Origin of the sequence: Mesorhizobium sp. 131-3-5 (assembly GCF_016756575.1) — a bacterium.
Taxonomy (GTDB): Bacteria; Pseudomonadota; Alphaproteobacteria; order Rhizobiales; family Rhizobiaceae; genus Mesorhizobium; species Mesorhizobium jarvisii.
On record NZ_AP023254.1, the window covers coordinates 2,653,955 to 2,674,958 of the forward strand.

The following is a 21,004-nucleotide window of genomic DNA, read 5'->3' on the forward strand; positions in this document are numbered from 1 at the left end:
TGCCTTTCGAGTTCAGATGATCGAGAGCCTTACGCGGCAACTGCGGCCTGCTGGCTGGCGACCACGGCGTCGACCTTGGCGGTCGCCTTGGCGAGCGCCGCGGTGACCGCGTCAGGACCCATGCCGACGCCTTCGATGCGGATGACGTCGACATCGGTCATGCCGAGGAAGCCGAGCACGCCGCGCAGATAGGGAATGGCGTGATCGAACTGAACGGCCGCACCTTCCGAATAGATGCCGCCCGAAGCCAGCACGATATAGACCTTCTTGCCGGTGACGAGGCCCTTGGGGCCGTTCTCGCCATAGGCAAAGCTCCGGCCGGAGCGGGCGATGTGGTCGACCCAGGACTTCAGCGTCGAGGAGATGTTGAAGTTGATGAAGCCGGTGGCGAGGATCACCGTGTCGGCGGCGAACAGTTCGTCGAGCACGACGTCGGAGACGCCAACGACTTCAGCCTGGCGCGGGGTGCGCGCTTCAACCGGCGTGTAGATGCCGGTCGCGTAGTCGGCATCGATATGCGGCAGCGGGTTGGCGACGAGGTCACGCACGACAAGTGTGTTCGACGGATCGGCGGCCAGGAGCTTTTCGGCGAATTCGGTGGCGATGCGGGTCGAGTGCGAGGCGGCGCCGCGCGGGCTCGAGGTAACGAGAAGAATGGACATAGCGGGTTTCTCCAGTGGAATGAATTGTCTCGCTAGATATGGGATATCCATCCATCAGATAAACTGGTATATTTTATATACGATCCATCCACAAAATAGATACAGCGATGCAGCCCAATCCGACACTCGACCAGCTTCAGATATTCGTTGCCGTCGCCGACAGCGGGAGTTTCTCGGCCGCCGGCCGCAGGCTCAACCGGGCGCAATCCGTCATAAGTTATGGCATCGCCAATCTCGAGGCGCAGCTGGGGCTGAAGCTGTTCGAACGCGAGGGCACGCGCGAGCCGCAACTGACCGAGATCGGTCGGTCGATGCTTGAGGATGCAAGGCGCATGATCGGGGTGCTGCAGCGTATGCGGTCGCGCGTCGATGGCCATCATCATGGACTGGAGGCCGAAGTGGCGCTGTCGGTCGACGCGACGTTGCCATCGCCCGTGCTGGTGCGGGTGCTGAAGGCGTTCGAGGCGCAGTTTCCGACCGTGATGATGCGCCTGCATATAGGCTCGCTTGGATTGATCCCGGACCACGTCGTCAATGGACAGGCCGATCTCGGCATTGGCGGTCTGCTGGGCGAGGTCGACGTCCATCTCGTGCGCATCGGCTTCATGTCGATGGTGCCGGCGGCGGCCCCCGGCCATCCCCTGGCGCTGCTGCCGAAGCCGGTGAAGATCGAGGATGTGCGCGAGCACACGCAACTTGTCGTCACCGATCAGTCCGAACGCACCAAGGGGCGCGACTATGGCGTCTTTGCCTACCGCACCTGGCGGCTTTCGGACATGCGCACCAAGCATACGCTGATGCGCGAGGGGCTGGGCTGGGGTGGGCTGCCGCGCTGGCTGATCGCCGACGATCTGGCCACCGGCCGTTTGGTGGAACTTGATCTCGAACCCTACGAGGAAATCAGTTCGCCACTGTTTGCCATGCATCGCAACGATCGCAGCCCGAAACCGGCAGCCGCCTGGCTGATCGAACGGTTCAAAAGCGAACTCGGCTGCTTCAACGAGTTCAAGCCGGGCGAGGTGCCTACAGCGCCGCGCGTCCCTGGGGACGCGCAAAGGACGCTGTAGAACCTTGATTTTGCGCATGATCTCCAGCGAACGTCGATTCCGATTTTTGCTGATGCGAACCTTTGGTTCGGGGTCATGCGCTGGGACGAGTCGGAGACAATCCGTCAATCAGCGCCATGAGCACGGCGCGGTAATCCTGCGCCGCGGCGCCGGCCTCGATGGCAAGTGCGGCGCGGTCGAAGGCGGAGGCAAGCAGCGCGGTCAATGCATCCACCGGCAGTCTCGTCATCGCGTTGGCCCGCATCGCCGCGACCAGGCCCTCGCGCAGCGAGCGGTTGCCGTGGCGGTTGTCGATCGCATCCATGGCGGCGCGGCCAAGCACGGCGGGGCCGTCAAGCAGCAACAGCCGCGTGCGGCCGGGCGCGCGCATGGCGGCGAGATAGGCGTCGGAGCCGGCGATCAGCGCATCGCGGGCCTCGAGCGAGGGTGGCGAAGCGCGCTCGATCTCTTGCGCCACCGCCTGCGCCTCCTGCTCGACCACGGCGGCGAACAGCGCCTGCTTGTCGGCGAAGTGGTGGTAGAGCGCGCCGCGCGTCACGCCTGCCGCGGTGACGATCTCCGGCGTGCCGGTCTCGGCATAGGATTTTTCCGTGAACAGCTTTCGCGCCGCCGCGATCAAATCGGCGCGCGTCGCCTCGGTGCGGTCGCGGTTGGAACGGCGCGCGGATTCCTGTTGCATACATGCAGCCTGTATGTTAGTTCGATTTACATACAGACTGTATGTTATGCCCAGGGAGAAGGAAAGATGAAGACCACAAGCTATTATCCTGTGCTGATGACCGGCGACGTCGCCGGGACGGCGGCCTTCTATGTCGAGCATTTCGGCTTCCGGCCGTTGTTCGAAAGCGACTGGTATGTGCACCTGCAATCGGTGGATAATAAACGCGTCAATCTCGGCATCGTCCAGGGCGACCACGAGACGATCCCGGAGGAGGGGCGGGGGCGCAGTTCGGGCCTGTTGATCAATTTCGAGGTCCGCGACCCCGATCCGGTCTATGAGCGGATCCTCGCCGCTGGCCTGCCGATCCTGCGAACGCTGCGTGACGAGCCCTTCGGCCAACGCCATTTCATCACCCGGGACCCCAACGGCGTGCTGATCGATGTCATCAAGCCGATCCCGCCCAGCGAGGAATTTCTGGCGCAATATGCCGAGGGCGCAGCGGGGGTTTGACCCTCAGCCCGCCCTTGCCGCCGGCGTCACCGCCACCTGGCTGACGCCTGTGCGGCGCACCACCGTGCACAGCGTCTCGCGGCCGATGCGGTCGGCGTCGAGCATGCGCACAAGGTCGTCGACGCCGGTGACCGGGCGCCCGTCTATTGCCGCGATGATGTCGCCCTCTTTCAGCCCCGCCTTGGCCGCCGGGCCGGTCTTTTCGACGCTGCGCAGCCGCACGGCGGTGCTGGTCGACACTTGCGACAAGAGCGCCGCGCGGCGCGGCAGATTGGTTGTATCGGCCGAGACGCCGATGAAGGCGCGCCGCACGCGGCCGAAGCGGATGATCTCCGAAATGACGAAATTGGCGGTGTTGGAGGCGACCGCGAAGGCAATGCCTTGCGCGCCGTGGATCATGGCGGTGTTGACGCCGATGACCTCGCCGGCCGACGACACCAGCGGCCCGCCGGAATTGCCGGGATTGAGCGCGGCATCGGTCTGGATGACGTCGTCTATCAGCCGGCCCGTCGAAGCGCGCATCGAGCGGCCGAGCGCCGAGACGACACCCGAGGTGACCGTCCATTCGAAGCCGAGCGGATTGCCGATGGCGATGGCGATCTGGCCGCGCCGCAGCCGCTTGGAATCGCCGAGCGGCGCGACGTCAGTGAAGCTGCCATCGGCGCGCACCAGCGCGATATCGGTGTCGGGATCGCGGCCGAGCACGCGGCCCTCGCTTGAGGCGCCGTCCGGCATCGACACGCGCACCGTCCTGGCATCTCCGACGACATGGAAATTGGTGACGACCAGCCCGTCCGGCGCGATGACGAAGCCCGAGCCATGTCCACCCTGGCCGCCAATGCGCTCGATGCGGCAGACGGCCGGACCGATGCGGTCGACCGCGTCGGCGACCGTCATCGAATAGGCGTCGAGCAACGTCTCGTCAGATTGGAATTTGGCGGCGGCGAGGGCCATGGATGGGCTCCGTGTTTTCAGGCTTGATCGTGATTTTCCTGTTCGTGCCGTCATCCCAAAACCGCTGAGCACTTTTGGGCGGCACGCACTATATGTGCGGAGCGGCTGGAACGGCCGCGACCTGACCAGATGGCCAGTCAAACCGCCAACTAGCCGTCAGGCGAGTACCTCCAAGGGCGCCGTCGGGCGATATCTGGGACATGACGAACCCCAGGAGACATCCATGAGTGATTTCAATCTGAATGCGTTTTCGCAAGCCGTTGCCGACCTTGCCGGGAAGGCTGCGCCGGCAATGGCGAGCTTCGCCACCCATCACCACCGCACGGCAAGCGCCTTCCACTGGAGCGACGGCTATTTCGTCACCGCCGAGGAGGCTGTCGAGGCCGGCGAGGAGATCGAACTGACGCTGGCCTCTGGCGGGACGGTGAAGGCCGAATTGGTCGGTCGGGATCCGTCGACGGGCGTTGCCCTGTTGAAGCCCGCGGATGCGGCCGGCGCGCCTGTCCTTACCAGGGCGGATGCCGTTCGGCCGGGTAACATCGCCATTGCCATCGGCAACAGCCAGGGTTCCGCGCTGGCGGTGTCGGGCTCGGTCGGCGAAGTCGGCCCGGCCTGGCGCTCGATGCGCGGCGGCACGATCGACCGCCGCATCCATCTGGCTGTCGGCGCCGGCGGCCGCTTCGAGGGCGGCCCGGTGCTGGACGCCAAGGGCGCGCTGATCGGCATGCTGTTATTCGGGCCGCGCGGCCGTGCGCTGGTCATGCCCTATGAGACGATCGAGCGGGCAGTGGCGACATTGCGCGAAAAGGGCCATGTCGCGCGCGGCTATCTCGGCGCCGGCCTGCATCCGGTGCGCGACCGCGACGCCCATGGTGCGATGGTGATGAGCCTCGACGACGCCGGTCCGGCCAAGGCCGCCGGCCTGTCGCTGGGCGACATCATCGTGGCATGGAACGGCGAGGCCGTGCATGGCCCGCGCGACCTGATCCGTCGGCTCGGCCCTGACAGCGCCGGTGCTTCCGTGACGCTTGGCGTTGTGCGTGGCGGTGAACAGCGCGATGTGACATTGACCATCGGCGAAAAGCCGCTGAGCTGAGAGGATCGATGGAAACGCTCGCCGGCGACCGGATCGTGAGCAACAGCGCCGCTTCGCGGCGGCTGGTGGTGCTGGTTGCGCTCGGCGATGCCGCGCGCGCCGAGCGCCTGGCCGCCACGCTTGCCGCCAGCGACGACCTGCTGCCAGTGGTGGCCGGCGGCGGCAGGGCCGATGTCGCCATCATCGATGACAGGAGCGGAGATGCCGCGCCGGCCTCCATACCGCGCGTGCTGCTGTCAGGACGCACCGGCGGCGAGCGGCCCGCCGGCGAGGTGTTCGCGGTCATGCCCGCGAGCGCCGACGATCTGCTGATCGCCGCGGCGGTGCGGCTGGCGGCGGCCGGCTATCGCGTCACGGGCGAGGGCAGAAGCGGGCGCCATGAGGATTTCCATGCCGGCCAGGACGAGCCGTTCGAGGATGAGGTCCTGGACGAGCATGCCGCCCGTCCAGCGCTGTCGCCGCGCGAGGCCGAAGTGCTGGCGTTGCTCGCCGAAGGCGCGCCCAACAAGGTGATCGCTCGGCGGCTCAACATTTCCGTGCACACGGCGAAATTCCATGTCGCGGCGATCCTGATCAAGCTGGGGGCGGCCAACCGCACCGACGCCATCGCCATTGCGATGCGGCAGGGGCTGGTGCTGGTTTAGCCTCCGCTGCGTAACCCACATCCGGGCATCTCGGGCCTTGCGCTGTGGTCGCCCGCCGCGCAAAGGTTCGCGCCTGCCATGTAGCAAGGGAGGCGCAAGGAATGTCGCTCAAGGGAAAGACGCTGTTCATCTCCGGCGGGTCGCGCGGCATCGGGCTGGCGATCGCGCTGCGGGCGGCGCGCGACGGCGCCAATGTGACGATCGCCGCCAAGACCGCCGAACCGCATCCCAAGCTGCCGGGCACGATCTACAGCGCGGCGCAGGAGATCGAGCAGGCCGGCGGCAAGGCGCTGCCTGTGCTTTGCGACATCCGCGAGGAGGCGCAGGTGGCCGAGGCTGTTGCAAAGACGGTCGAGAAATTCGGCGGCATCGATATCTGCGTCAACAATGCCAGCGCCATCCAGCTCACCGGCACGCTGGAGACCGACATGAAGCGCTACGACCTGATGCACCAGATCAACACGCGCGGCACCTTCCTGGTCTCCAAAATATGCATTCCACACCTGAAGTTAGCCAATAATCCTCACATCCTGAATCTGGCGCCGCCGCTCGACATGAAGGCCAAGTGGTTCAAGAACCATGTCGCCTACACCATGGCCAAGTTCGGCATGTCGATGTGCACGCTCGGGATGAGTGCGGAGTTCGCCAAGGACGGCATCGCGGTCAATTCGCTGTGGCCGATCTCGACCATCGACACGGCGGCGGTGCGCAACCTGCTCGGCGGTGCGACGGTCGCGGCGATGAGCCGTTCGCCCGACATTATGGCCGACGCCGCGCATGCCATCTTCATGCGGCCCTCGCGTGAGACATCAGGCAATTTCTACATCGACGAAGAGGTGCTGCGCGCCGAGGGCGTCAGCGACTTTGCAATCTATGCGCCCGGCGCGACCGGACCGCTGGCCGGCGACTTTTTCGTGCCGGACGAGGTGTTTGCGAATTCGGAGACGAAGGTCAGAAGCATTTACTGACTGGAACCACGCCCTGCCGGCGCTGCCCTTCATCCGCGTGCCGGCACCTTCTCTCCGTCTAGTGACGGGCGAGAAGGGAGCCTCACACCTCTTCCTTCTTGCCTTTGCTCAAACCCATCAGCCTGTCGATATAGGCGAGCATCAGCGCCGAGACGACGAAGGCAAGGTGGATGATGGTCAGCCACATCAGCTGGTCGGTCGAATAGGAGGATGAGTTGAGGAACACCTGCAGGAGGTGAATGGAGGAGATCGCGACGATGGTCGAGGCGACCTTGACCTTCAGCGAGCCGACATCGATCGTGCCCAGCCAGTGCACGCCGCCGCCGTCCTGGTCGTCGAAGCGGCTGACGAAGTTTTCGTAGCCCGAGATGATGACCATCACCACCAGCGAGGCGACCAGGGCGGCATCGATCAGGCCGAGCATCTTCAGGATGGTGTCGGTGTCGCCGAGCATGAATACCGTGGTGATGAATTCGTAGAGCTTCTTGCCGAAGGACAAGGCATAGACGGCCAGTGCCAGGCCGAGCCCGATATAGAAGGCGACCAGCAGCCAGCGCGAGGCGAGGATGATCGATTCGATGGCGAGTTCGAGACGCTTCATGAATGGTTCCGGTTGTTCCCTGGTCGGTGGCTGTATTTCGGCCAGGCCGATGCTTTTTGCAAGATAGCAAAAAACCCCGCCGGAGAGGGCCGGCGGGGCTCAATGCGTCCCGCTGGAGTCGGGACGGGGCAGGGAACGCCCAGCCCTGAATCTGGGGTCAGCAAGCCTGTGATTCAATGAGCCGGTTCCGATGCCGGTACAAATCTTCTTGAGCCCGGTGCCGGGATCCGAAGCTCTCCCATCCCCGATCGAGTCGGGGATGGGTGCTTCTCGCCTTGAGTCCGCAAACCAGGTCATGGTTTTGAAATCATGACCTAATTGTTGCTGGCGACCGGTGCCACCAGCGAGGTGATGCGGCGGATGGCGACGCGCCGGTTCTCGCGGTTGGGCGCCGAGGTGTTGACCTTCAGATACTGCTCGCCATAGCCCTGCGTCGTCAGGTTCTCCGGTGGGATGCCGAAGGCATTGGTCAGCGCTTCGGCAACCGCTTCGGCGCGGCGGTCCGACAGGGCAAGGTTGGCTTCCGGCGTGCCGACGGCGTCGGTGTGGCCCTCGATCAGGAAGGTCTCGGCCGGGTTCTTCTTCAGCAGTTTCTCCATGGCGCGAGCGACGCCCTCGAGCTTCTGCACCTCGGTGTCGGAGATCGAGGAGGAGCCGAATTCGAAGTTCAGCGTGTCGAGGTCGACGCGGCGTGCGATGTCGCGCACGCGGGCCGAACGCTTGACCTCGTCGATCGAATAGAGACGCTGGACCCTCTCCACTGGCGGCTGGTCGAGGAAGGTGTAGTAGTCGTCATCGCTTTGGACATCCTCGGAATCGAGGATGTACTGCCGGCGTGGGATGTTGAGCCGCATCGGCGGCAGGTCGTCGCCGGGATCGCGCCAGTCGCCGTCATCCTGATAGTTCCGCTCGTCGACATAGCTCAGCACATATTCGCGCCCATCCGGCGTGATGCGCGAACGCTGGATGACATCGCCGTAACGGTTGCGGATGGTGACGATCTGGACGCCATTGTCGCGCTGGACCGTCTCGCGTGTACGGCCCTGCGACAGATCCTCATAATAGACGTCCTTGGCGCCGCGGTTCATCCGCGAGCCCTCGTTGCTCTGGACGATCGTCTGGCCGCCGAGCTGGATGATGACGCGGTCGCCGATCTCCTTGAGCACGTCGACGCCCTTGGGGCGACGGCGGTCGCGGATGTTCTCGTCGGGCGCCCGGTCGAGGCGCTTGCCCTTCTCTTCCGTTACCGGGACGAGCTTTTCAGGCTTGATCTCCTGCTGGGCTGCCTTGTCGTCGGTTGGAGGCGGACCCTGGTCGACAGGAGCAACCACCGGCTTCTGGCCCTGGTCGCCGCCTTGCTGGGCGTTCTGGCCACCATTCTGCTGTTCGCCATTCTGCTGGCCGTTCTGGTCGCCATGCTTGCGGCCGCCGCCCTTGCGCTGGGCATCCTTCTGGCTGTCGAGGATGGGTGCAGCGTTCTTGTCGGCGGGCGCTTCGCCCTGCACGGGGTTTTCGCCCTGGGCAGGCGCGGCCGTGTTGCCATTGGCGGGCTGTTCACCGGTTGCCGGCTTCACGCCATTGGCCGGTTGCTCGCCCGTCGCGGGCTGCTTGCCCGTCTGCGGTTGTTCGCCTGTCGCCGGCTGCTCGCCATTGGCGGGCTGTTCGCCCGCGGGCTTCCTGCCGTGCTTCTTTGTCTTGTCCTGGGGCTGCTCGCCCTGGGTCGCGGGCTGTTCGCCGGCAGGCGCGGGTTCAACCTTCGGCGTCACGGCTTCGCCGGCCGGAGCTTCCTTCGGCGTGGGGGCGGCTTCCGGCGTCACCGCCGGGGCAGCAGGCGCCTCCTTCTGCTGCTCCTGCTTGTGTTTCTTGCCGGGCTTGACTGGCTGGTTGTCGTTGGCGGGCTGTGTCTCACCAGCCGGAGCCTGTTCGGCCGGCGCCTGCTCGGTCTGCTGCTGCTGATCGCGCTTCTTCTTGCGCGGCTGCTGCTCTTCTGCGGGTGCCGCCTGTTCGGCCGGCGCCTGCTCGGTCTGCTGCTGCTGGTCGCGCTTCTTCCTGCGCGGCTGCTGCTCTTCTGCGGGTGCCGCCTGTTCGGCCGGCGCCTGCTCGGTCTGTTGCTGCTGGTCACGCTTCTTCTTGCGCGGCTGCTGCTCTTCGGCGGGTGCCGCCTGTTCGGCCGGCGCCTGCTCGGTCTGCTGCAGGTCACGCTTCTTCCTGCGCGGCTGCTGCTCTTCGGCGGGGGCTGCCTGTTCGGCCGGCGCCTGCTCGGTCTGCTGCTGCTGTTCGTGCTTCTTCTTGCGGGGCTGCTGCTCCTCGGCGGGTGGAGCAAGCTGTTCGGCGGCCGGGGCTGCCTGCTCGGCCGGCGCCTGTTGGGCCTGCTGATCGCGCTTCTTCTTGCGCGGCTGCTCCTGGTCGGTCGGCTGTGCCTCGTCGCTCGGTGCGTCCTGTGCCAGGATCAGCGGCGTTCCACCGCCTTGCGTGGGGTCGAACGCGGCACTTCCCTGAAGCGGGAACGCGCCCAACGGCGCGGATGCCATCAACAGGCCAAGTGCGGTGCCTGCCAGAATCCGTGGTTGGCGTTTCATCGAAAACTCTCCTTGTGGGGTCCCATCCTTGCCGAAACCGATCTTAGCCCGATTGGTTCCAGTTTGGCGGGGATAGACGCCGTACAGGGCGATTGGCCGGCCTTTTGAAGGCAACTTCGTGTCATTCGGCCCCGTTGCGGCCGCATTTCAACCGTTGTCGCGCTTGACCTTGGCGACGGCTGGGGCCACATCCCCAGAATGGAAACGCCGTTCTGGAAAACAAAGACGCTGGAGCAGCTGAGCCCGACCGAGTGGGAATCGCTGTGCGATGGCTGCGGCAAATGCTGCCTGTCGAAGCTCGAGGACGAGGACACCGGCGAGATTTACTGGACCAGCGTCGGCTGCCGGCTGTTCGACGCGCAGACCTGCCGCTGTTCAGACTACGCCAACCGGCTGGCGCGCGTCCCCGATTGCGTTGGGCTGACGCCGCAGAATGTGCGCACCATCAGCTGGTTGCCAAGCACCTGCGCCTACCGGCTGGTGGCCGAGGGCCGCGATCTCTATTGGTGGCACCGGCTGGTGTCGGGCAGCGCCGAGACCGTACACGAGGCCGGCATCTCGATGCGCGGCCGGGTGAAGGCGAGCGAGACCGACCTGGCCGAGCCTGAAGATTATTTTGATTATATGCTCGACCACGAGCCTTGAGGTCCGTTCCGCACAGCTCCGAACAAGGAATACGAGCAACAACGTTTTGAGCGCGCATTGCTCGAAACCTGGCGAAGATTTCTTTTTCCCGCCATATGAACCGCAGATGAACGGCGGGTTCGTAAACAGTTCAGACAGGCTGGTGCATTCTCCCATCATCGCTTTCAAGAGGACGGGCACAAGCCCGCAACAAGGAGAGAAGACCATGTTCAACACGGTGAAAACGGCAGCCCTCTCGGCCCTGGTCGGCCTCAGCGCGCTGACAGCCATTCCCGCCCATGCCGACAGCCTCTATCTCGGCTTCGGCAACAACCAGGATCCGCGCTTCGGCGTCTACGCCGGCGACGACGGCTATCGGCATCGCCGCGATGAGCGCCGTGACGACTGGCGCGGTGACGATTGGCGCCGCGACGGCTGGCGCCGCGGCTGTTCGCCGGATCGCGCCCTCGACAAGGCGGAGCGCATGGGCCTCTACCGAGCCCGCATCGTCGACGTCAACCGCCGCGTGGTCAAGGTCATGGGCCGCCAGGACGGCGACCGCGTCGTCGTCGTGTTCGCCAACCAACGCGGTTGCCCGGTTATCTATCGCTGAGGCTGCAAATCGGAGTGGCATCATCTTCTTCGAAGATGAGCCTGGAGACGTGATCTCTACGGGGTCAGTCTGGAGACACGACCTTCTATGAAGGTCGGTCTGGAGGCATCATCTTCTTCGAAGATGAGCCTGGAGACATGACCCCTACGGGGTCAGTTTGGACTAGCGGAGCCCCCTGTCCCATCGGGCGGGTGCGGCTCGAAAAAACCCCGCGGGAGCGATCCCGCGGGGTTTTTCATACATGCGCCGGCCGACAATCCATGGCTGGGCGAAGAGCCCGGCCAGGGATTGTCGGAGCTGGTTACTTCAGTTCGAAGGTGACGGTCACCTGGACGTTATAGGCGTTCTCGCCGGCCTGCACCGGCGCGGCGCCTGCCGCGGCGTCGAAAGCCTTGGCGTTGATCGGCATCGGTGCCGGCCTGATGTTCTGATCCGTGATCTCGAGCACCTTGCCGAGGCTGACGCCGGCCGCCGCGGCAAGCGTCTTGGCCTTGGCCACGGCGTCGGCCACCGCTTTCTTGCGCGCCTCGGTGACGGTGGCCGCCGGATCGTCATTGGTGAAGGCGATGCCGCCGCCCTGGTTGACACCGAGCGAAACAGCCTTGTCGAGGATCTCGCCCGTCTTGTCGATGTCGCGCACGCGGACCGAAAGCGTGTTGGTCACCTGGTAGGCGACGAGCTCGCCTTCCTGGCTGCCATCGGGTTTGTTGGTGTAGTTGTAGCGCGGGTTGATCTGGATGCCCGCCGTCTGCAGGTCGCGATCCTTGATGCCTGCCGCCTTCATCGCCGCGATCACGGCGGCCATGGCGTCGTTGTTGGCATCGAGTGCGGCCCGCGCCGTCTTGGCTTCGCGCATCACGCTGAGCGACAGCAAAGCCAGGTCGGGAGGGGTGGTCGCTTCGCCTTCACCCGAAACAATGATGCGGGCGGGCGTCGGCGAATCGGCGGCTCCAGCCATCGCCGGAAAAGCGATTGCAGCGGCGAGCGCGAGGGGCAAAAGATGTCTGGTCATGAAAATCTCCTTGGTCTGCGATCCAGTCGCAAGAGGTCGCGTAGGGCGCGATTATGGGTTGATTTGGGCGTTCCGCGAAAGCCCGTCGGGAAAGCCTTGTGCCGGAAAGCGAAAGACATTAATCCAGCCCACGTGGGGCCTGTAGCTCAATGGTTAGAGCCGGCGGCTCATAACCGCTTGGTTGGGGGTTCGAGTCCCTCCGGGCCCACCATCGTCCTCTAGACCCTGTGTAAATCCTACAAACTGCTGTTTCCAAAGCGCTTTCCGCCCTGTATGGTTCCAACATCGGCTCCAACATTTTGGTGGTTTGCGTGGCAAAGTCGCTGGTCTTGTACGAAAGAAAAGCGCCTATTTTTACGTGCGCAGGATACCCGAAGAGGTCCGCTCGCTGCTTGGCGGCAAGCAACAGGTAACCCGGAGCCTCAACACCACGGACTTTCGTGTCGCTTCCGATAGGGCGAGGAGGAAGGCAGCGGAAACGGACAAGGTTTTCGCTGATGCGCGTCTGGGCAAAGCGCCAAGCGCGGCGGCAAGCCGTCGCGTCACGCGCGAACAGCTTTTCGATGCTGCCCGGCTGCACCTATGAGGCCTGGACCAAACCTGCACGACGGGCCGCTTTCAAAAATGCCCTTCTTGCTTGTTGCGGAGCCCGCCATCCGTCCAAGGAGTCGCGGCAAGTGCGGCAGGCAGCTCGATAGCTTGGTCCTCTCGCCCATTCTGGCCATTGGTCATGAAGGCACTCAAGTGCTTCCCAACTGCTGGCAACCACCCGCTCCCTTGAGGGTCTCACGCGCAGTCTCACTGGTTCGGAAAATCGAATATCCCTCATAGCTTTCTCCGTTCCCACGGACAGATTACATCGGCTTGTTGTAGGGGCCTGTCGAAGCGGCTCCGAAAGCGCCGACTGCCTTGGCCGCGACGATGTCGCCTGCGTCCGGTACAAGCAGATCCATGCGGCGGGCGAAGGCAATAAAAGTGCTGCGAGCGGTTTCGGCATCCACCTCGCCGGCGAGGGCTGCCCGACAGGCATTGAGCGCCACGCCATGAGCAGGGTTTCGCTTCGATGGCGGCCATTCATCCAGCAGGACAAAGGCGTCTTTTACGCTTTGAATGTTGGTCGGAAACCCAAGACCCACGAGCACCCTCACGGGATGCTGAAATTGATTGTGTTCCATGCTTTCCTCCGTTTCACGTGATTGGCTCAGTCGATCGGAAGCCGTTCCCACGGCGCGTGCGCGATAGATTGCGTGCGTCGCGCCTTAGCCTGCCGAACTCCCGTTTCCAGGAGGGCCTTTGCTGTCGGTAAGATTCCGCGCAGCCAGAAACATCACCGTGTATGCCGCTTTGCGCCGGTCCCAACCCGCGGCCTCTGCTCTGTCGAGCAACTCGACCAGTATCGGGTCAAGCGCAACCTTCAGGTCTGCTTCGTAGTTCAGATCGGTGGCCGCACGCGACGGCGGGGGGATTACGTTCAAGTTCATCACGTTCATGGCTCTACCCATTTGTCAGGGTGTCCGCGCCCACCGGGCGCGGACACAGCCGTTACCATCAGAAGTCCATGCCACCAGCCGGCATTGCCGGAACGGCGGGTTCCTTCTTCGGCTTCTCGGCAACCATCGCTTCCGTGGTTACCAGCAGGCCGGCAACCGATGCCGCATCCTGGAGTGCGGTCCGCACCACCTTCACCGGATCGATGACGCCCTCGTTGTAGAGGTCACCGAAGGCGTTGGTCTGCGCGTTCCAGCCCCAGCCGAACTCCGGTTTCTCACGCAGCTTGCCGACGATGATCGAGCCTTCCGCGCCGGCGTTCTCGGCGATCTGGCGCACCGGCGCCTCGATCGCGCGGCGCACGATCTCGATACCGTGTTTCTGGTCCTCATTCTCGGCCTGCACGCCGTCCAGTGCCTTGGCGGCGCGCAGAAGCGCCACGCCGCCACCTGGCAACACACCTTCCTCGACCGCAGCGCGCGTCGCATGCATGGCATCGTCGACGCGATCCTTGCGTTCCTTGACCTCGACCTCGGTCGAGCCGCCGACGCGGATGACGGCGACGCCGCCGGCGAGCTTTGCCAGCCGCTCCTGCAGCTTTTCCTTGTCGTAGTCGGAGGTGGTCTCCTCGATCTGCGCCTTGATCTGACTGACGCGGCCCTGGATCTCGTCCTTCGAACCGGCGCCGTCGACGATGGTGGTGTTCTCCTTCTCGATCGACACCTTCTTGGCGCGGCCCAGCATGTTGAGCGTGACATTCTCAAGCTTGATGCCGAGATCTTCCGAGATCGCGGTGCCGCCGGTTAGGATGGCAATGTCCTCCAGCATCGCCTTGCGGCGGTCGCCGAAGCCGGGCGCCTTGACGGCGGCGACTTTGAGGCCACCGCGCAGCTTATTGACGACCAGCGTCGCCAACGCCTCGCCCTCGACATCCTCGGCGATGATCAGCAGCGGTTTGGACGACTGCACAACAGCCTCCAGCACCGGAAGCAGCGCCTGCAGATTGGACAGCTTCTTTTCGTGGATCAGCACATAGGGCTCTTCCAGCTCCACGCGCATCTTGTCCTGGTTGGTGATGAAGTAGGGGCTGAGGTAGCCACGGTCGAACTGCATGCCTTCGACGACTTCCAGCTCCGTTTCCGCGGTTTTCGCTTCCTCGACGGTGATGACGCCCTCATTGCCGACCTTCTGCATCGCTTCCGCAAGGAAGCGGCCGATCTCGGCATCGCCATTGGCCGAGATGGTGCCAACCTGGGCGATCTCATCATTTCTGGTCACCTTGCGGGCGTTGGTCTTCAACTCCTGGACAATCGCCTCGACGGCCTTGTCGATGCCTCGCTTCAGGTCCATCGGGTTCATCCCCGAGGCAACGGCCTTGGCGCCTTCCTTGACGATCGCCTGCGCGAGAACGGTCGCGGTCGTGGTGCCGTCCCCGGCGATGTCGTTGGTCTTCGAAGCGACTTCGCGGACCATCTGCGCGCCCATGTTCTCGAACTTGTCCTCAAGCTCGATTTCCTTGGCGACGGTGACGCCGTCCTTGGTGATGCGCGGGGCGCCGAACGACTTGTCGATGACGACGTTGCGGCCCTTGGGGCCGAGCGTCACCTTCACCGCGTCGGCGAGGATGTTGACGCCGCGCAGCATGCGCTCACGGGCGTCGGAATGAAATTTCACTTCCTTGGCAGCCATTGGATCACTCCTTCAATAGGCAGCTTCATTGACTGGATTGCGGTTGAAGCCTCGGTCAGGCGGCCTTCTTGACCGCCGAGATCTGCTCGATCACGCCCATCACGTCGCTTTCCTTCATGATCAGCAGGTCCTCGCCATTGAGCTTGATCTCGGTGCCGGACCATTTGCCGAACAAGATGCGGTCGCCGGCCTTGACATCGAGCGGCGTGAGCTTGCCGCTCTCGTCGCGCGCACCCGGGCCGACGGCGATGACTTCGCCCTCCTGCGGCTTCTCCTTGGCAGTGTCGGGGATGATGATACCGCCGGCCGTCTTCTCTTCGGCCTCGATGCGGCGAACCAGGATACGATCGTGCAATGGACGGAACGTCATGTCGTTCTCCTTCAGGACAAACAGATTTTTGAGGTTCCTCCACACCGGACCGGCAATATCGGACCGGTGCAGGGCGTCGCGACCCCTTTCTCAGGCATCGCGCGCATATCGAGCTAGTTTTGGAATTTTCGAGTTTCAAGGGCTCGCCAGAAAAATTTTGGCGCTCTGCATTCGAGAGTGCTAGGGACATGAATTCATGAAGCTATTTTCGCTGGGACGCGCGATTCCAGGTCTTGAAATTCGACCCGAACTCATCGAAATTTTTTGCGGTTGGAGTCCCGAAAGGGATCACTGCAACACCAACGGTGCCAAGGAGATTGTCAGGAAACGGAGACCATCGATGGAACGAACCTTGTCGAAAATGCCCTTGATCGCCCCTGAGGCCTCTGATCCTTCGCTTGACCGCCTGCTGTTTCCGGCGCGGCACTTTAATCACCCCGATGAGGTGGTGGACGACCGCACGCTCGACACTCAGGAAAAGCGCGCCATTCTTGCCTCATGGGCATCGGATGCTTGCGCTGTCGAATCAATGCCCGCGCTGCGAAAGCCACCGGGTGCTCCTTGCCCGGTGACGTTCGACGCCGTCATGGATGCACTTCGCCGACTGGACGATAGTCGCGCCGAGCTTGCCAGTGACTTCAAGGAACGGCGGGACCGAGAACGCCCGCAAAACCTTGACGCCTGAATGCAACAAGGAAGGAGAGACGCATGGTCAGCAGGGAATTCCGGCTGCAGATGGAGGGCTACGGTCTCACAACCGCGGAGATCCACTACCATCTCCCCGATCATCCAAGCCTTTTGCAGCTCTACGTTTGGCAGGAATACGATCTCGCACCGGAATTCCCCACTCTGAAAGGGTTTCTGAATTACTGGGAGCGCGAACTCGAAGGCGCGCTCCATTCCGTGCGCGTTGCCCATCACCGCTTGATCCGGCCTTCCGAATGGCAGGCGGTAGACGGCATTTTTACCATTCAATAGCCGGCGCCCAATCGTGGCGACCAGCGCCACCCGTCCGGCTGCCGACACCCCTTGAGCCCAAAAGAGGTCTTTCCAATCTCTTTCTATGTCGAGCGCAGCTTGGCGGATGTCGGGCAGAATTCCGTCTTGTTTGCTATGGCGTCCAAGCTCGTCGACTTGCCGGATCCTTGCCACGCAGAGGCGAGGCAGGATCGGTTGCCACACTGTTTGAAGGGAGGTCACCATGGAAGATGGAATGTTCAAACAGGCGATCTTCGTACGAGATGATAGCTTCGCTCTCCGAAGGATCGCTTGTGTCATGGATGCGATAGAGTTTCTTGAGGAATGGCCGCTCGAAAGGCGCGGCCTGCTTCACGCAGCGGCGAGTGACACTTGCTACTCCGCATATGATGGTCGAAAGTCCGTCGATGCGGCACACAAGACATTTACGACTTGGGCACGCAGGGTCGGTGTCATTGAGGATGTTCCCGCGGCGCCGCCTTGGATGACAGGGCCCAAGATTGGCGGTGCAGGCCGTCGCGCTGACGGTTGATCTCGCGTGCGGCGGCGGTCGTGCCGCGCACCCGATCGATAACGTCAGCGGTGCCACGGGGTGAGGAATCGACCAGGATCCTGGACGATTGTGGGCATCTCCGATCGATAGGGAAGCTGGACATCGAAAGCTGAGCGAACTCGCCAAACTCGTCGGCAGTTTGCCCTTCGCCTCATGAACACGAGCGGAAACTACGCCATTGCCCGATACCTCGCGCTGCGGCGCACCTGTTGACTGTGTGCCAAAGCTGCCCCCGACCAAGGATTAGTAGCTGGTCTTGCGATCGTGCTTGCTGCTGAAGTGCCAGCCGGATCGAGGCAGGCCACTTGCTACAGCACGGCAGGGCGACGGATGAAACGCTCCCGTTGAAGCGCATGATGGTTCCGGTCGTTGCCCAAGGCGTGTCACCCCTGAGGCCTGCGCGATGCGTCGGGTCTTGATGTCAAAATGGCGCCAAAATCGTTGGCGATCAAAATGCAATGTGCCCTTTTTGGGCTGGCATTGAATGGAGGTTAGCAATGATCCGCAAAGTCGCAATCGCCAGTGCTCTTGTCGCCATTTTCAGCATCCCTGCATTTGCAGCCACGGAGTACTGGGTGGCTAAGGATGCGGCGACCAAGAAGTGTGAGGTGGTGACCAAAAAACCGGACGGCACAAAACTGACCGATGCCGGCAATAAGACCTATACAAGCAAGGCCGATGCCGAAAAGGCATTGAAGGAACTGGCTGCTTGCAAATGAACTGATGGCTAGTGAGGGCCGCTCTGGCCTACTCCTGGGCGGCCTACACTGTCGGCCAATAGTCGTCTTCGCAGTCTTTCAGGAATAAGGGCTGGCAAGACACTTGCAGCGACGGCCTCGCGAACTGTCATGCCAACGACACACCGTTGTCGGGCGAGGCCGTCCAAATCTGCGAGCATTCTCAAGACCTTAAACGGCGCGCTTGGAATCGTTGGAATAGCGTGGCGATCCATGCATCTCTGATCAACTACCGACGCCCGGATGCGCCCGGGCCGGATCTGCCACGTCGCCTTCGTCATCGGGCTCGATCAGGTCGATTAGCGCTGCCACCCGTGTTCCCGGCAGCGGTCGTCCCTGGCTCATCAACGCCTCGTCACCGAAGGCCCAGGCCCATGCCTCTCTCAACTCCTCAAGCGAGGCACCGGACGCGATGATTTCCGCAATCGTCGCGTTGTCCACGGGTCCGAGAACCGAGACAACGTCTTGGCGTGTCATGGGCATCCTTTTTCCTCCGTTCGAAATACCAGCGAAGCAGATGGGTATTCGATGGAGCGCTTGCCACCAGCCATTTCGAAGGCGGTCGCGAAAATGCCTTGGCGGTCCCTCTTGACGCAGCGGAAGTCAATTCCCAACTCATTCCTCGTCGGTCGCCGCACAAGGGGCCGATGTGTCAGGGAGCGCCATGCTTCTTGGCGTTCCCTCGTACCTATGTTGCTCCAAGGAGGATGTAGTTATGAGAACGAACCTGGACTTTTCCCCCTTCTATCGGTCGAGCATCGGCTTTGACCGCATCTTCAACCTGCTCGAAAACGCCAGCCCGCCACAGAACGCGGACAACTGGCCGCCCTATGATATCGCCAAGCTCGGCGAAGACACCTACCGCATTGTCCTCGCGGTCGCCGGCTTCGGGGAAGATGAGCTTACGATCACGCAGGAGCCAAATATGCTCGTGATCGAGGGCGCCAAGACAGAGGACGACGAGGTTCAGTACCTCCATCATGGCTTGGCGTTGAGGTCGTTCGCGCGCCGCTTCGAACTAGCCGATCATGTGACCATTGTCGGGGCAAAGCTCGAAAACGGTCTGCTGATCATCGACCTCAAGAAAGAAACTCCCGAGGAGATGAAGCCGCGCCGCATCGCGATCAATGTCGAGACCGACAAGAAGGCGGCGTCCAAGCGCATTGAAAGCGCGGCGGCCTGATCTTTGGCGGTCGGCCCGCACCCCGTCCTGTCGTGGGTGGGGTCCGGGTGCGACCCAACACGGAAAGGAGAAGGATCAAATGAGCGTACGTGACTTGATTCCCTGGAGCCGTGGCGGCAGCCAGGCACCGAGCATTTATCGCGGTGACGACATGGATCCGTTCCTGTCGTTGCACCGCAATGTCAACCGGCTATTCGACGAGGTGTTCCGCGGTTTTGACACGCCTTCGGCGCTGGGCCGCATGGCCCCTCTCAACGGCACTTGGCCAAGCGTGGAGTTCTCGGAAACCGATCAGGAAATCCGGGTGACGGCCGAAATCCCTGGCCTCGATGAAAACGACGTCGAGGTCATGCTGGATGATGGTGTTCTGACACTTCGCGGCGAGAAGAAGGCGGAGACCGAGGACAAGGACCGCCAGTTCAGCGAACGCTATTATGGGCGTTTTGAGCGGCGCTTTAGTCTCGGCCGTGAGGTTGAAGACGACAAGGTGGCGGCGACGTTCAAGAACGGTGTGCTCACCGTGACATTGCCCAAGTCCAAAAAGGCGCAGGCAAACACCAAGCGCATCGCAATCAACGGCAACAAATGACGGTCGCGAAGCAAGGCCGGGGCTCGATGAGCCCCGGTCCTCGCAGATGGCGAGGAACGTCAAATGACGTCCAACAGCCTCAAATGAAAGAGCCGTCATGGGATGCTGAATCAACCTTGCAACCCCAGGGAGTTAACAAATGACCAGTCTGGCTTTCCTTGCCCCCGTGCAGGTTAAGACCGGTGACGTGATACACGACATCGGATCGGTGCGGGAGGCGCTCGTATACTTGAATCAATGGCCGACGGCCCGTCGGGGGCCGGTATACAACTGCGCGGTGAGGAGCTGCAACGCCGCAATCGCCGAGCAGATGACAACCGAAGAGGCGCGACAGGCATTTGTCAGCTTTGCCAGGATAGCCGGGGTGCTGGCCAGATCCGATTTTTCGCCACTGGCCGGGGCTGATCAAAAGCTGTCCGTTTCTGGGCGCAGTCTCTGACCTTCTGTTCAGGACTTTTCTAGGGCGCGTATAGGCCAGTGAAATTAGACTGGACGAGGTCGATAACGGAATCACACGGAACGATACGGGAAGATTTCTGATTTTGGCCCACGAAAAAGCCAATAAAATCAATGATCTTAATGTCCTCCGGGCCCACCAATTCTATCATAAATCTATAACCGTCCCGGTCTAACCGGGGCGGTTTTTGTGTTTCAAAGGACCACCGCCTGGGTGTAATTTAGTCTGGGGAACCTGGATTCGACCAGGACTAAGAAGTCAGAGTGTTTTGATATTCTTTGATTTTAAACGCTAATCAGCCAATCCGTTGCCATGAAATGCGTCGTACAGGCTGCACTAGGCGGCAATCAATCGGCTTTCGATGGCTTTCATGGCAGCGCCATCGGCGGACTTCCGGCAACCATCAGGGATGCGATTCCAAGCTTATAGTGTTTGAAGGCGACGCCCTACCGGTGTTCGTCCTATTGCTTAGTCACCTTGCCATCCTCGCCGGGCTCTAAACTCGGCCCAGAACGGGGAACCCGCGTTTCTTCGGCGATCACCACAAGCGCCTCCAATGTGACTGCGATTCCAGACATCAGCGCGGAAATATCCGTGTTCCCACCGGGCAACGCCAGTTCGCTAGCCCTGCTTTGCATGCTCGCACTCAAGTCCTTGAGTTTCAGCCGCAGGTCGTCGTCCATGTTTACTCTCCGGTTTAGGCCCTCAGAGGAACGCGCTTATGAGCAACCAGTTCCGTTGATTTGTGGCGTTGTGAGCTGTTCAAACCCGCGTATTTCCAGCGGTGGCACTTGAGCCTGAAACAGGTCAACCAAGTGAGCCCGAGGATGCCCCTGACCCCTGCGCGGAACAAATTTCGCCCATACAAGTTAGGAGGTGGTAGTTACGGGGGATTCCGCGATGCTTCTTGCCTTGGACGACGCGAGATCGACGGCTGTATTGGCCGGCAAAGGAGCAGATGCGGAAATC

28 protein-coding genes and 1 tRNA gene are annotated in these 21,004 nt (G+C 62.4%); 16 read left to right on the forward strand and 13 right to left on the reverse strand.

Annotation, left to right across the window (positions count from 1 at the left end):
- Window positions 1–29: 29 nt before the first annotated feature.
- A complete protein-coding gene (locus JG747_RS12900; protein WP_019860448.1) occupies window positions 30–662 on the reverse strand; it encodes an FMN-dependent NADH-azoreductase in 633 nt (210 codons plus the stop codon).
- A 107-nt stretch (window positions 663–769) separates the two neighbouring features.
- On the opposite strand from JG747_RS12900, the gene JG747_RS12905 reads away from it, so the two are divergent.
- Entirely contained in the window at window positions 770–1,729 is a 960-nt protein-coding gene (locus tag JG747_RS12905) for a LysR family transcriptional regulator (RefSeq protein WP_202361902.1), read from the forward strand.
- A 73-nt stretch (window positions 1,730–1,802) separates the two neighbouring features.
- Here the strand turns inward: JG747_RS12905 and JG747_RS12910 are convergent, their stop codons facing one another.
- A complete protein-coding gene (locus JG747_RS12910; protein ID WP_202361903.1) occupies window positions 1,803–2,408 on the reverse strand; it encodes a TetR/AcrR family transcriptional regulator in 606 nt (201 codons plus the stop codon).
- A gap of 66 nt (window positions 2,409–2,474) precedes the next feature.
- Here JG747_RS12910 and JG747_RS12915 point away from each other — a divergent pair, with 66 nt between their 5' ends.
- Window positions 2,475–2,900, forward strand: a complete 426-nt coding sequence (locus tag JG747_RS12915) for a VOC family protein (RefSeq protein ID WP_019860445.1) — start codon at window positions 2,475–2,477, stop codon at window positions 2,898–2,900.
- Between the two features lie 3 nt (window positions 2,901–2,903).
- Here the strand turns inward: JG747_RS12915 and JG747_RS12920 are convergent, their stop codons facing one another.
- A complete protein-coding gene (locus JG747_RS12920) occupies window positions 2,904–3,854 on the reverse strand; it encodes a S1C family serine protease (RefSeq protein WP_202361904.1) in 951 nt (316 codons plus the stop codon).
- A 223-nt stretch (window positions 3,855–4,077) separates the two neighbouring features.
- On the opposite strand from JG747_RS12920, the gene JG747_RS12925 reads away from it, so the two are divergent.
- From JG747_RS12925 to JG747_RS12935, 3 genes are all read left to right on the forward strand, one after another.
- On the forward strand, window positions 4,078–4,950 hold the full coding sequence (locus JG747_RS12925; protein WP_202361905.1) for a S1C family serine protease: 873 nt from the start codon (window positions 4,078–4,080) through the stop codon (window positions 4,948–4,950).
- Between the two features lie 8 nt (window positions 4,951–4,958).
- Window positions 4,959–5,594: a helix-turn-helix transcriptional regulator gene (locus JG747_RS12930; protein WP_038648811.1), complete on the forward strand. Its 636-nt coding sequence runs from the start codon at window positions 4,959–4,961 to the stop codon at window positions 5,592–5,594.
- Window positions 5,595–5,695: 101 nt separating this feature from the next.
- Window positions 5,696–6,562 carry an SDR family oxidoreductase gene (locus tag JG747_RS12935; RefSeq protein ID WP_064980438.1) on the forward strand — a complete coding sequence of 289 codons (867 nt, stop codon included), beginning with the start codon at window positions 5,696–5,698 and terminating at the stop codon, window positions 6,560–6,562.
- 82 nt (window positions 6,563–6,644) lie between these two features.
- On the opposite strand, the gene JG747_RS12940 is transcribed toward JG747_RS12935, so the two are convergent.
- Both JG747_RS12940 and JG747_RS12945 read right to left on the reverse strand, forming a co-directional pair.
- Window positions 6,645–7,163, reverse strand: a complete 519-nt coding sequence (locus JG747_RS12940; protein ID WP_019860440.1) for a TIGR00645 family protein — start codon at window positions 7,161–7,163, stop codon at window positions 6,645–6,647.
- Window positions 7,164–7,477: 314 nt separating this feature from the next.
- Window positions 7,478–9,742 (reverse strand): OmpA family protein, encoded by a 2,265-nt coding sequence (locus JG747_RS12945; RefSeq protein WP_202361906.1) that lies wholly within the window; start codon window positions 9,740–9,742, stop codon window positions 7,478–7,480.
- A 198-nt stretch (window positions 9,743–9,940) separates the two neighbouring features.
- Here JG747_RS12945 and JG747_RS12950 point away from each other — a divergent pair, with 198 nt between their 5' ends.
- On the forward strand, window positions 9,941–10,387 hold the full coding sequence (locus JG747_RS12950; RefSeq protein ID WP_202361907.1) for a YcgN family cysteine cluster protein: 447 nt from the start codon (window positions 9,941–9,943) through the stop codon (window positions 10,385–10,387).
- A gap of 205 nt (window positions 10,388–10,592) precedes the next feature.
- On the forward strand, window positions 10,593–10,979 hold the full coding sequence (locus tag JG747_RS12955; protein ID WP_083246865.1) for a hypothetical protein: 387 nt from the start codon (window positions 10,593–10,595) through the stop codon (window positions 10,977–10,979).
- 301 nt (window positions 10,980–11,280) lie between these two features.
- On the opposite strand, the gene JG747_RS12960 is transcribed toward JG747_RS12955, so the two are convergent.
- On the reverse strand, window positions 11,281–11,991 hold the full coding sequence (locus JG747_RS12960) for an SIMPL domain-containing protein (protein ID WP_019860435.1): 711 nt from the start codon (window positions 11,989–11,991) through the stop codon (window positions 11,281–11,283).
- A gap of 135 nt (window positions 11,992–12,126) precedes the next feature.
- Here JG747_RS12960 and JG747_RS12965 point away from each other — a divergent pair.
- Window positions 12,127–12,202, forward strand: a tRNA-Ile gene (locus tag JG747_RS12965).
- A gap of 147 nt (window positions 12,203–12,349) precedes the next feature.
- Window positions 12,350–12,577: a DUF6538 domain-containing protein gene (locus JG747_RS37810; protein ID WP_120145503.1), complete on the forward strand. Its 228-nt coding sequence runs from the start codon at window positions 12,350–12,352 to the stop codon at window positions 12,575–12,577.
- Here the strand turns inward: JG747_RS37810 and JG747_RS12970 are convergent.
- The 5 genes from JG747_RS12970 to groES are packed head-to-tail and all read right to left on the reverse strand — an operon-like array spanning window position 12,572 to window position 15,538.
- Window positions 12,572–12,820 (reverse strand): DUF982 domain-containing protein, encoded by a 249-nt coding sequence (locus tag JG747_RS12970; protein ID WP_081295965.1) that lies wholly within the window; start codon window positions 12,818–12,820, stop codon window positions 12,572–12,574. The genes JG747_RS37810 and JG747_RS12970 overlap by 6 nt on opposite strands.
- A 25-nt stretch (window positions 12,821–12,845) precedes the next feature.
- Window positions 12,846–13,217, reverse strand: a complete 372-nt coding sequence (locus JG747_RS12975; RefSeq protein ID WP_394811847.1) for a DUF982 domain-containing protein — start codon at window positions 13,215–13,217, stop codon at window positions 12,846–12,848.
- Between the two features lie 33 nt (window positions 13,218–13,250).
- Window positions 13,251–13,481 carry a hypothetical protein gene (locus tag JG747_RS12980; protein ID WP_019859969.1) on the reverse strand — a complete coding sequence of 77 codons (231 nt, stop codon included), beginning with the start codon at window positions 13,479–13,481 and terminating at the stop codon, window positions 13,251–13,253.
- A 58-nt stretch (window positions 13,482–13,539) separates the two neighbouring features.
- Window positions 13,540–15,168: a chaperonin GroEL gene (groL, locus tag JG747_RS12985; RefSeq protein WP_064982207.1), complete on the reverse strand. Its 1,629-nt coding sequence runs from the start codon at window positions 15,166–15,168 to the stop codon at window positions 13,540–13,542.
- 55 nt (window positions 15,169–15,223) lie between these two features.
- The gene (gene groES, locus JG747_RS12990) at window positions 15,224–15,538 is read right to left on the reverse strand and encodes a co-chaperone GroES (protein WP_064982230.1); all 315 of its coding nucleotides are present in this window, start codon (window positions 15,536–15,538) and stop codon (window positions 15,224–15,226) included.
- 340 nt (window positions 15,539–15,878) lie between these two features.
- On the opposite strand from groES, the gene JG747_RS12995 reads away from it, so the two are divergent.
- The 4 genes from JG747_RS12995 (at window position 15,879) to JG747_RS13010 (ending at window position 17,788) form a co-directional block, all read left to right on the forward strand.
- The gene (locus tag JG747_RS12995; protein WP_020628966.1) at window positions 15,879–16,223 is read left to right on the forward strand and encodes a hypothetical protein; all 345 of its coding nucleotides are present in this window, start codon (window positions 15,879–15,881) and stop codon (window positions 16,221–16,223) included.
- Window positions 16,224–16,246: 23 nt separating this feature from the next.
- Entirely contained in the window at window positions 16,247–16,516 is a 270-nt protein-coding gene (locus tag JG747_RS13000; protein WP_019859963.1) for an usg protein, read from the forward strand.
- A gap of 298 nt (window positions 16,517–16,814) precedes the next feature.
- Window positions 16,815–17,048 carry a DUF982 domain-containing protein gene (locus tag JG747_RS13005; RefSeq protein WP_236952387.1) on the forward strand — a complete coding sequence of 78 codons (234 nt, stop codon included), beginning with the start codon at window positions 16,815–16,817 and terminating at the stop codon, window positions 17,046–17,048.
- Between the two features lie 518 nt (window positions 17,049–17,566).
- Window positions 17,567–17,788 carry a hypothetical protein gene (locus JG747_RS13010; RefSeq protein WP_064982205.1) on the forward strand — a complete coding sequence of 74 codons (222 nt, stop codon included), beginning with the start codon at window positions 17,567–17,569 and terminating at the stop codon, window positions 17,786–17,788.
- A 243-nt stretch (window positions 17,789–18,031) separates the two neighbouring features.
- On the opposite strand, the gene JG747_RS13015 is transcribed toward JG747_RS13010, so the two are convergent.
- On the reverse strand, window positions 18,032–18,283 hold the full coding sequence (locus JG747_RS13015) for a hypothetical protein (protein WP_120145507.1): 252 nt from the start codon (window positions 18,281–18,283) through the stop codon (window positions 18,032–18,034).
- Window positions 18,284–18,521: 238 nt separating this feature from the next.
- Here JG747_RS13015 and JG747_RS13020 point away from each other — a divergent pair, with 238 nt between their 5' ends.
- The 3 genes from JG747_RS13020 (at window position 18,522) to JG747_RS13030 (ending at window position 20,017) form a co-directional block, all read left to right on the forward strand.
- On the forward strand, window positions 18,522–18,989 hold the full coding sequence (locus JG747_RS13020) for an Hsp20 family protein (RefSeq protein ID WP_202362273.1): 468 nt from the start codon (window positions 18,522–18,524) through the stop codon (window positions 18,987–18,989).
- A gap of 79 nt (window positions 18,990–19,068) precedes the next feature.
- The gene (locus tag JG747_RS13025) at window positions 19,069–19,578 is read left to right on the forward strand and encodes an Hsp20/alpha crystallin family protein (protein ID WP_064982201.1); all 510 of its coding nucleotides are present in this window, start codon (window positions 19,069–19,071) and stop codon (window positions 19,576–19,578) included.
- A 139-nt stretch (window positions 19,579–19,717) separates the two neighbouring features.
- On the forward strand, window positions 19,718–20,017 hold the full coding sequence (locus JG747_RS13030; protein WP_019859956.1) for a DUF982 domain-containing protein: 300 nt from the start codon (window positions 19,718–19,720) through the stop codon (window positions 20,015–20,017).
- A gap of 479 nt (window positions 20,018–20,496) precedes the next feature.
- Here the strand turns inward: JG747_RS13030 and JG747_RS13035 are convergent, their stop codons facing one another.
- Window positions 20,497–20,718 carry a hypothetical protein gene (locus tag JG747_RS13035; RefSeq protein WP_019859955.1) on the reverse strand — a complete coding sequence of 74 codons (222 nt, stop codon included), beginning with the start codon at window positions 20,716–20,718 and terminating at the stop codon, window positions 20,497–20,499.
- Window positions 20,719–21,004 lie beyond the last annotated feature (286 nt).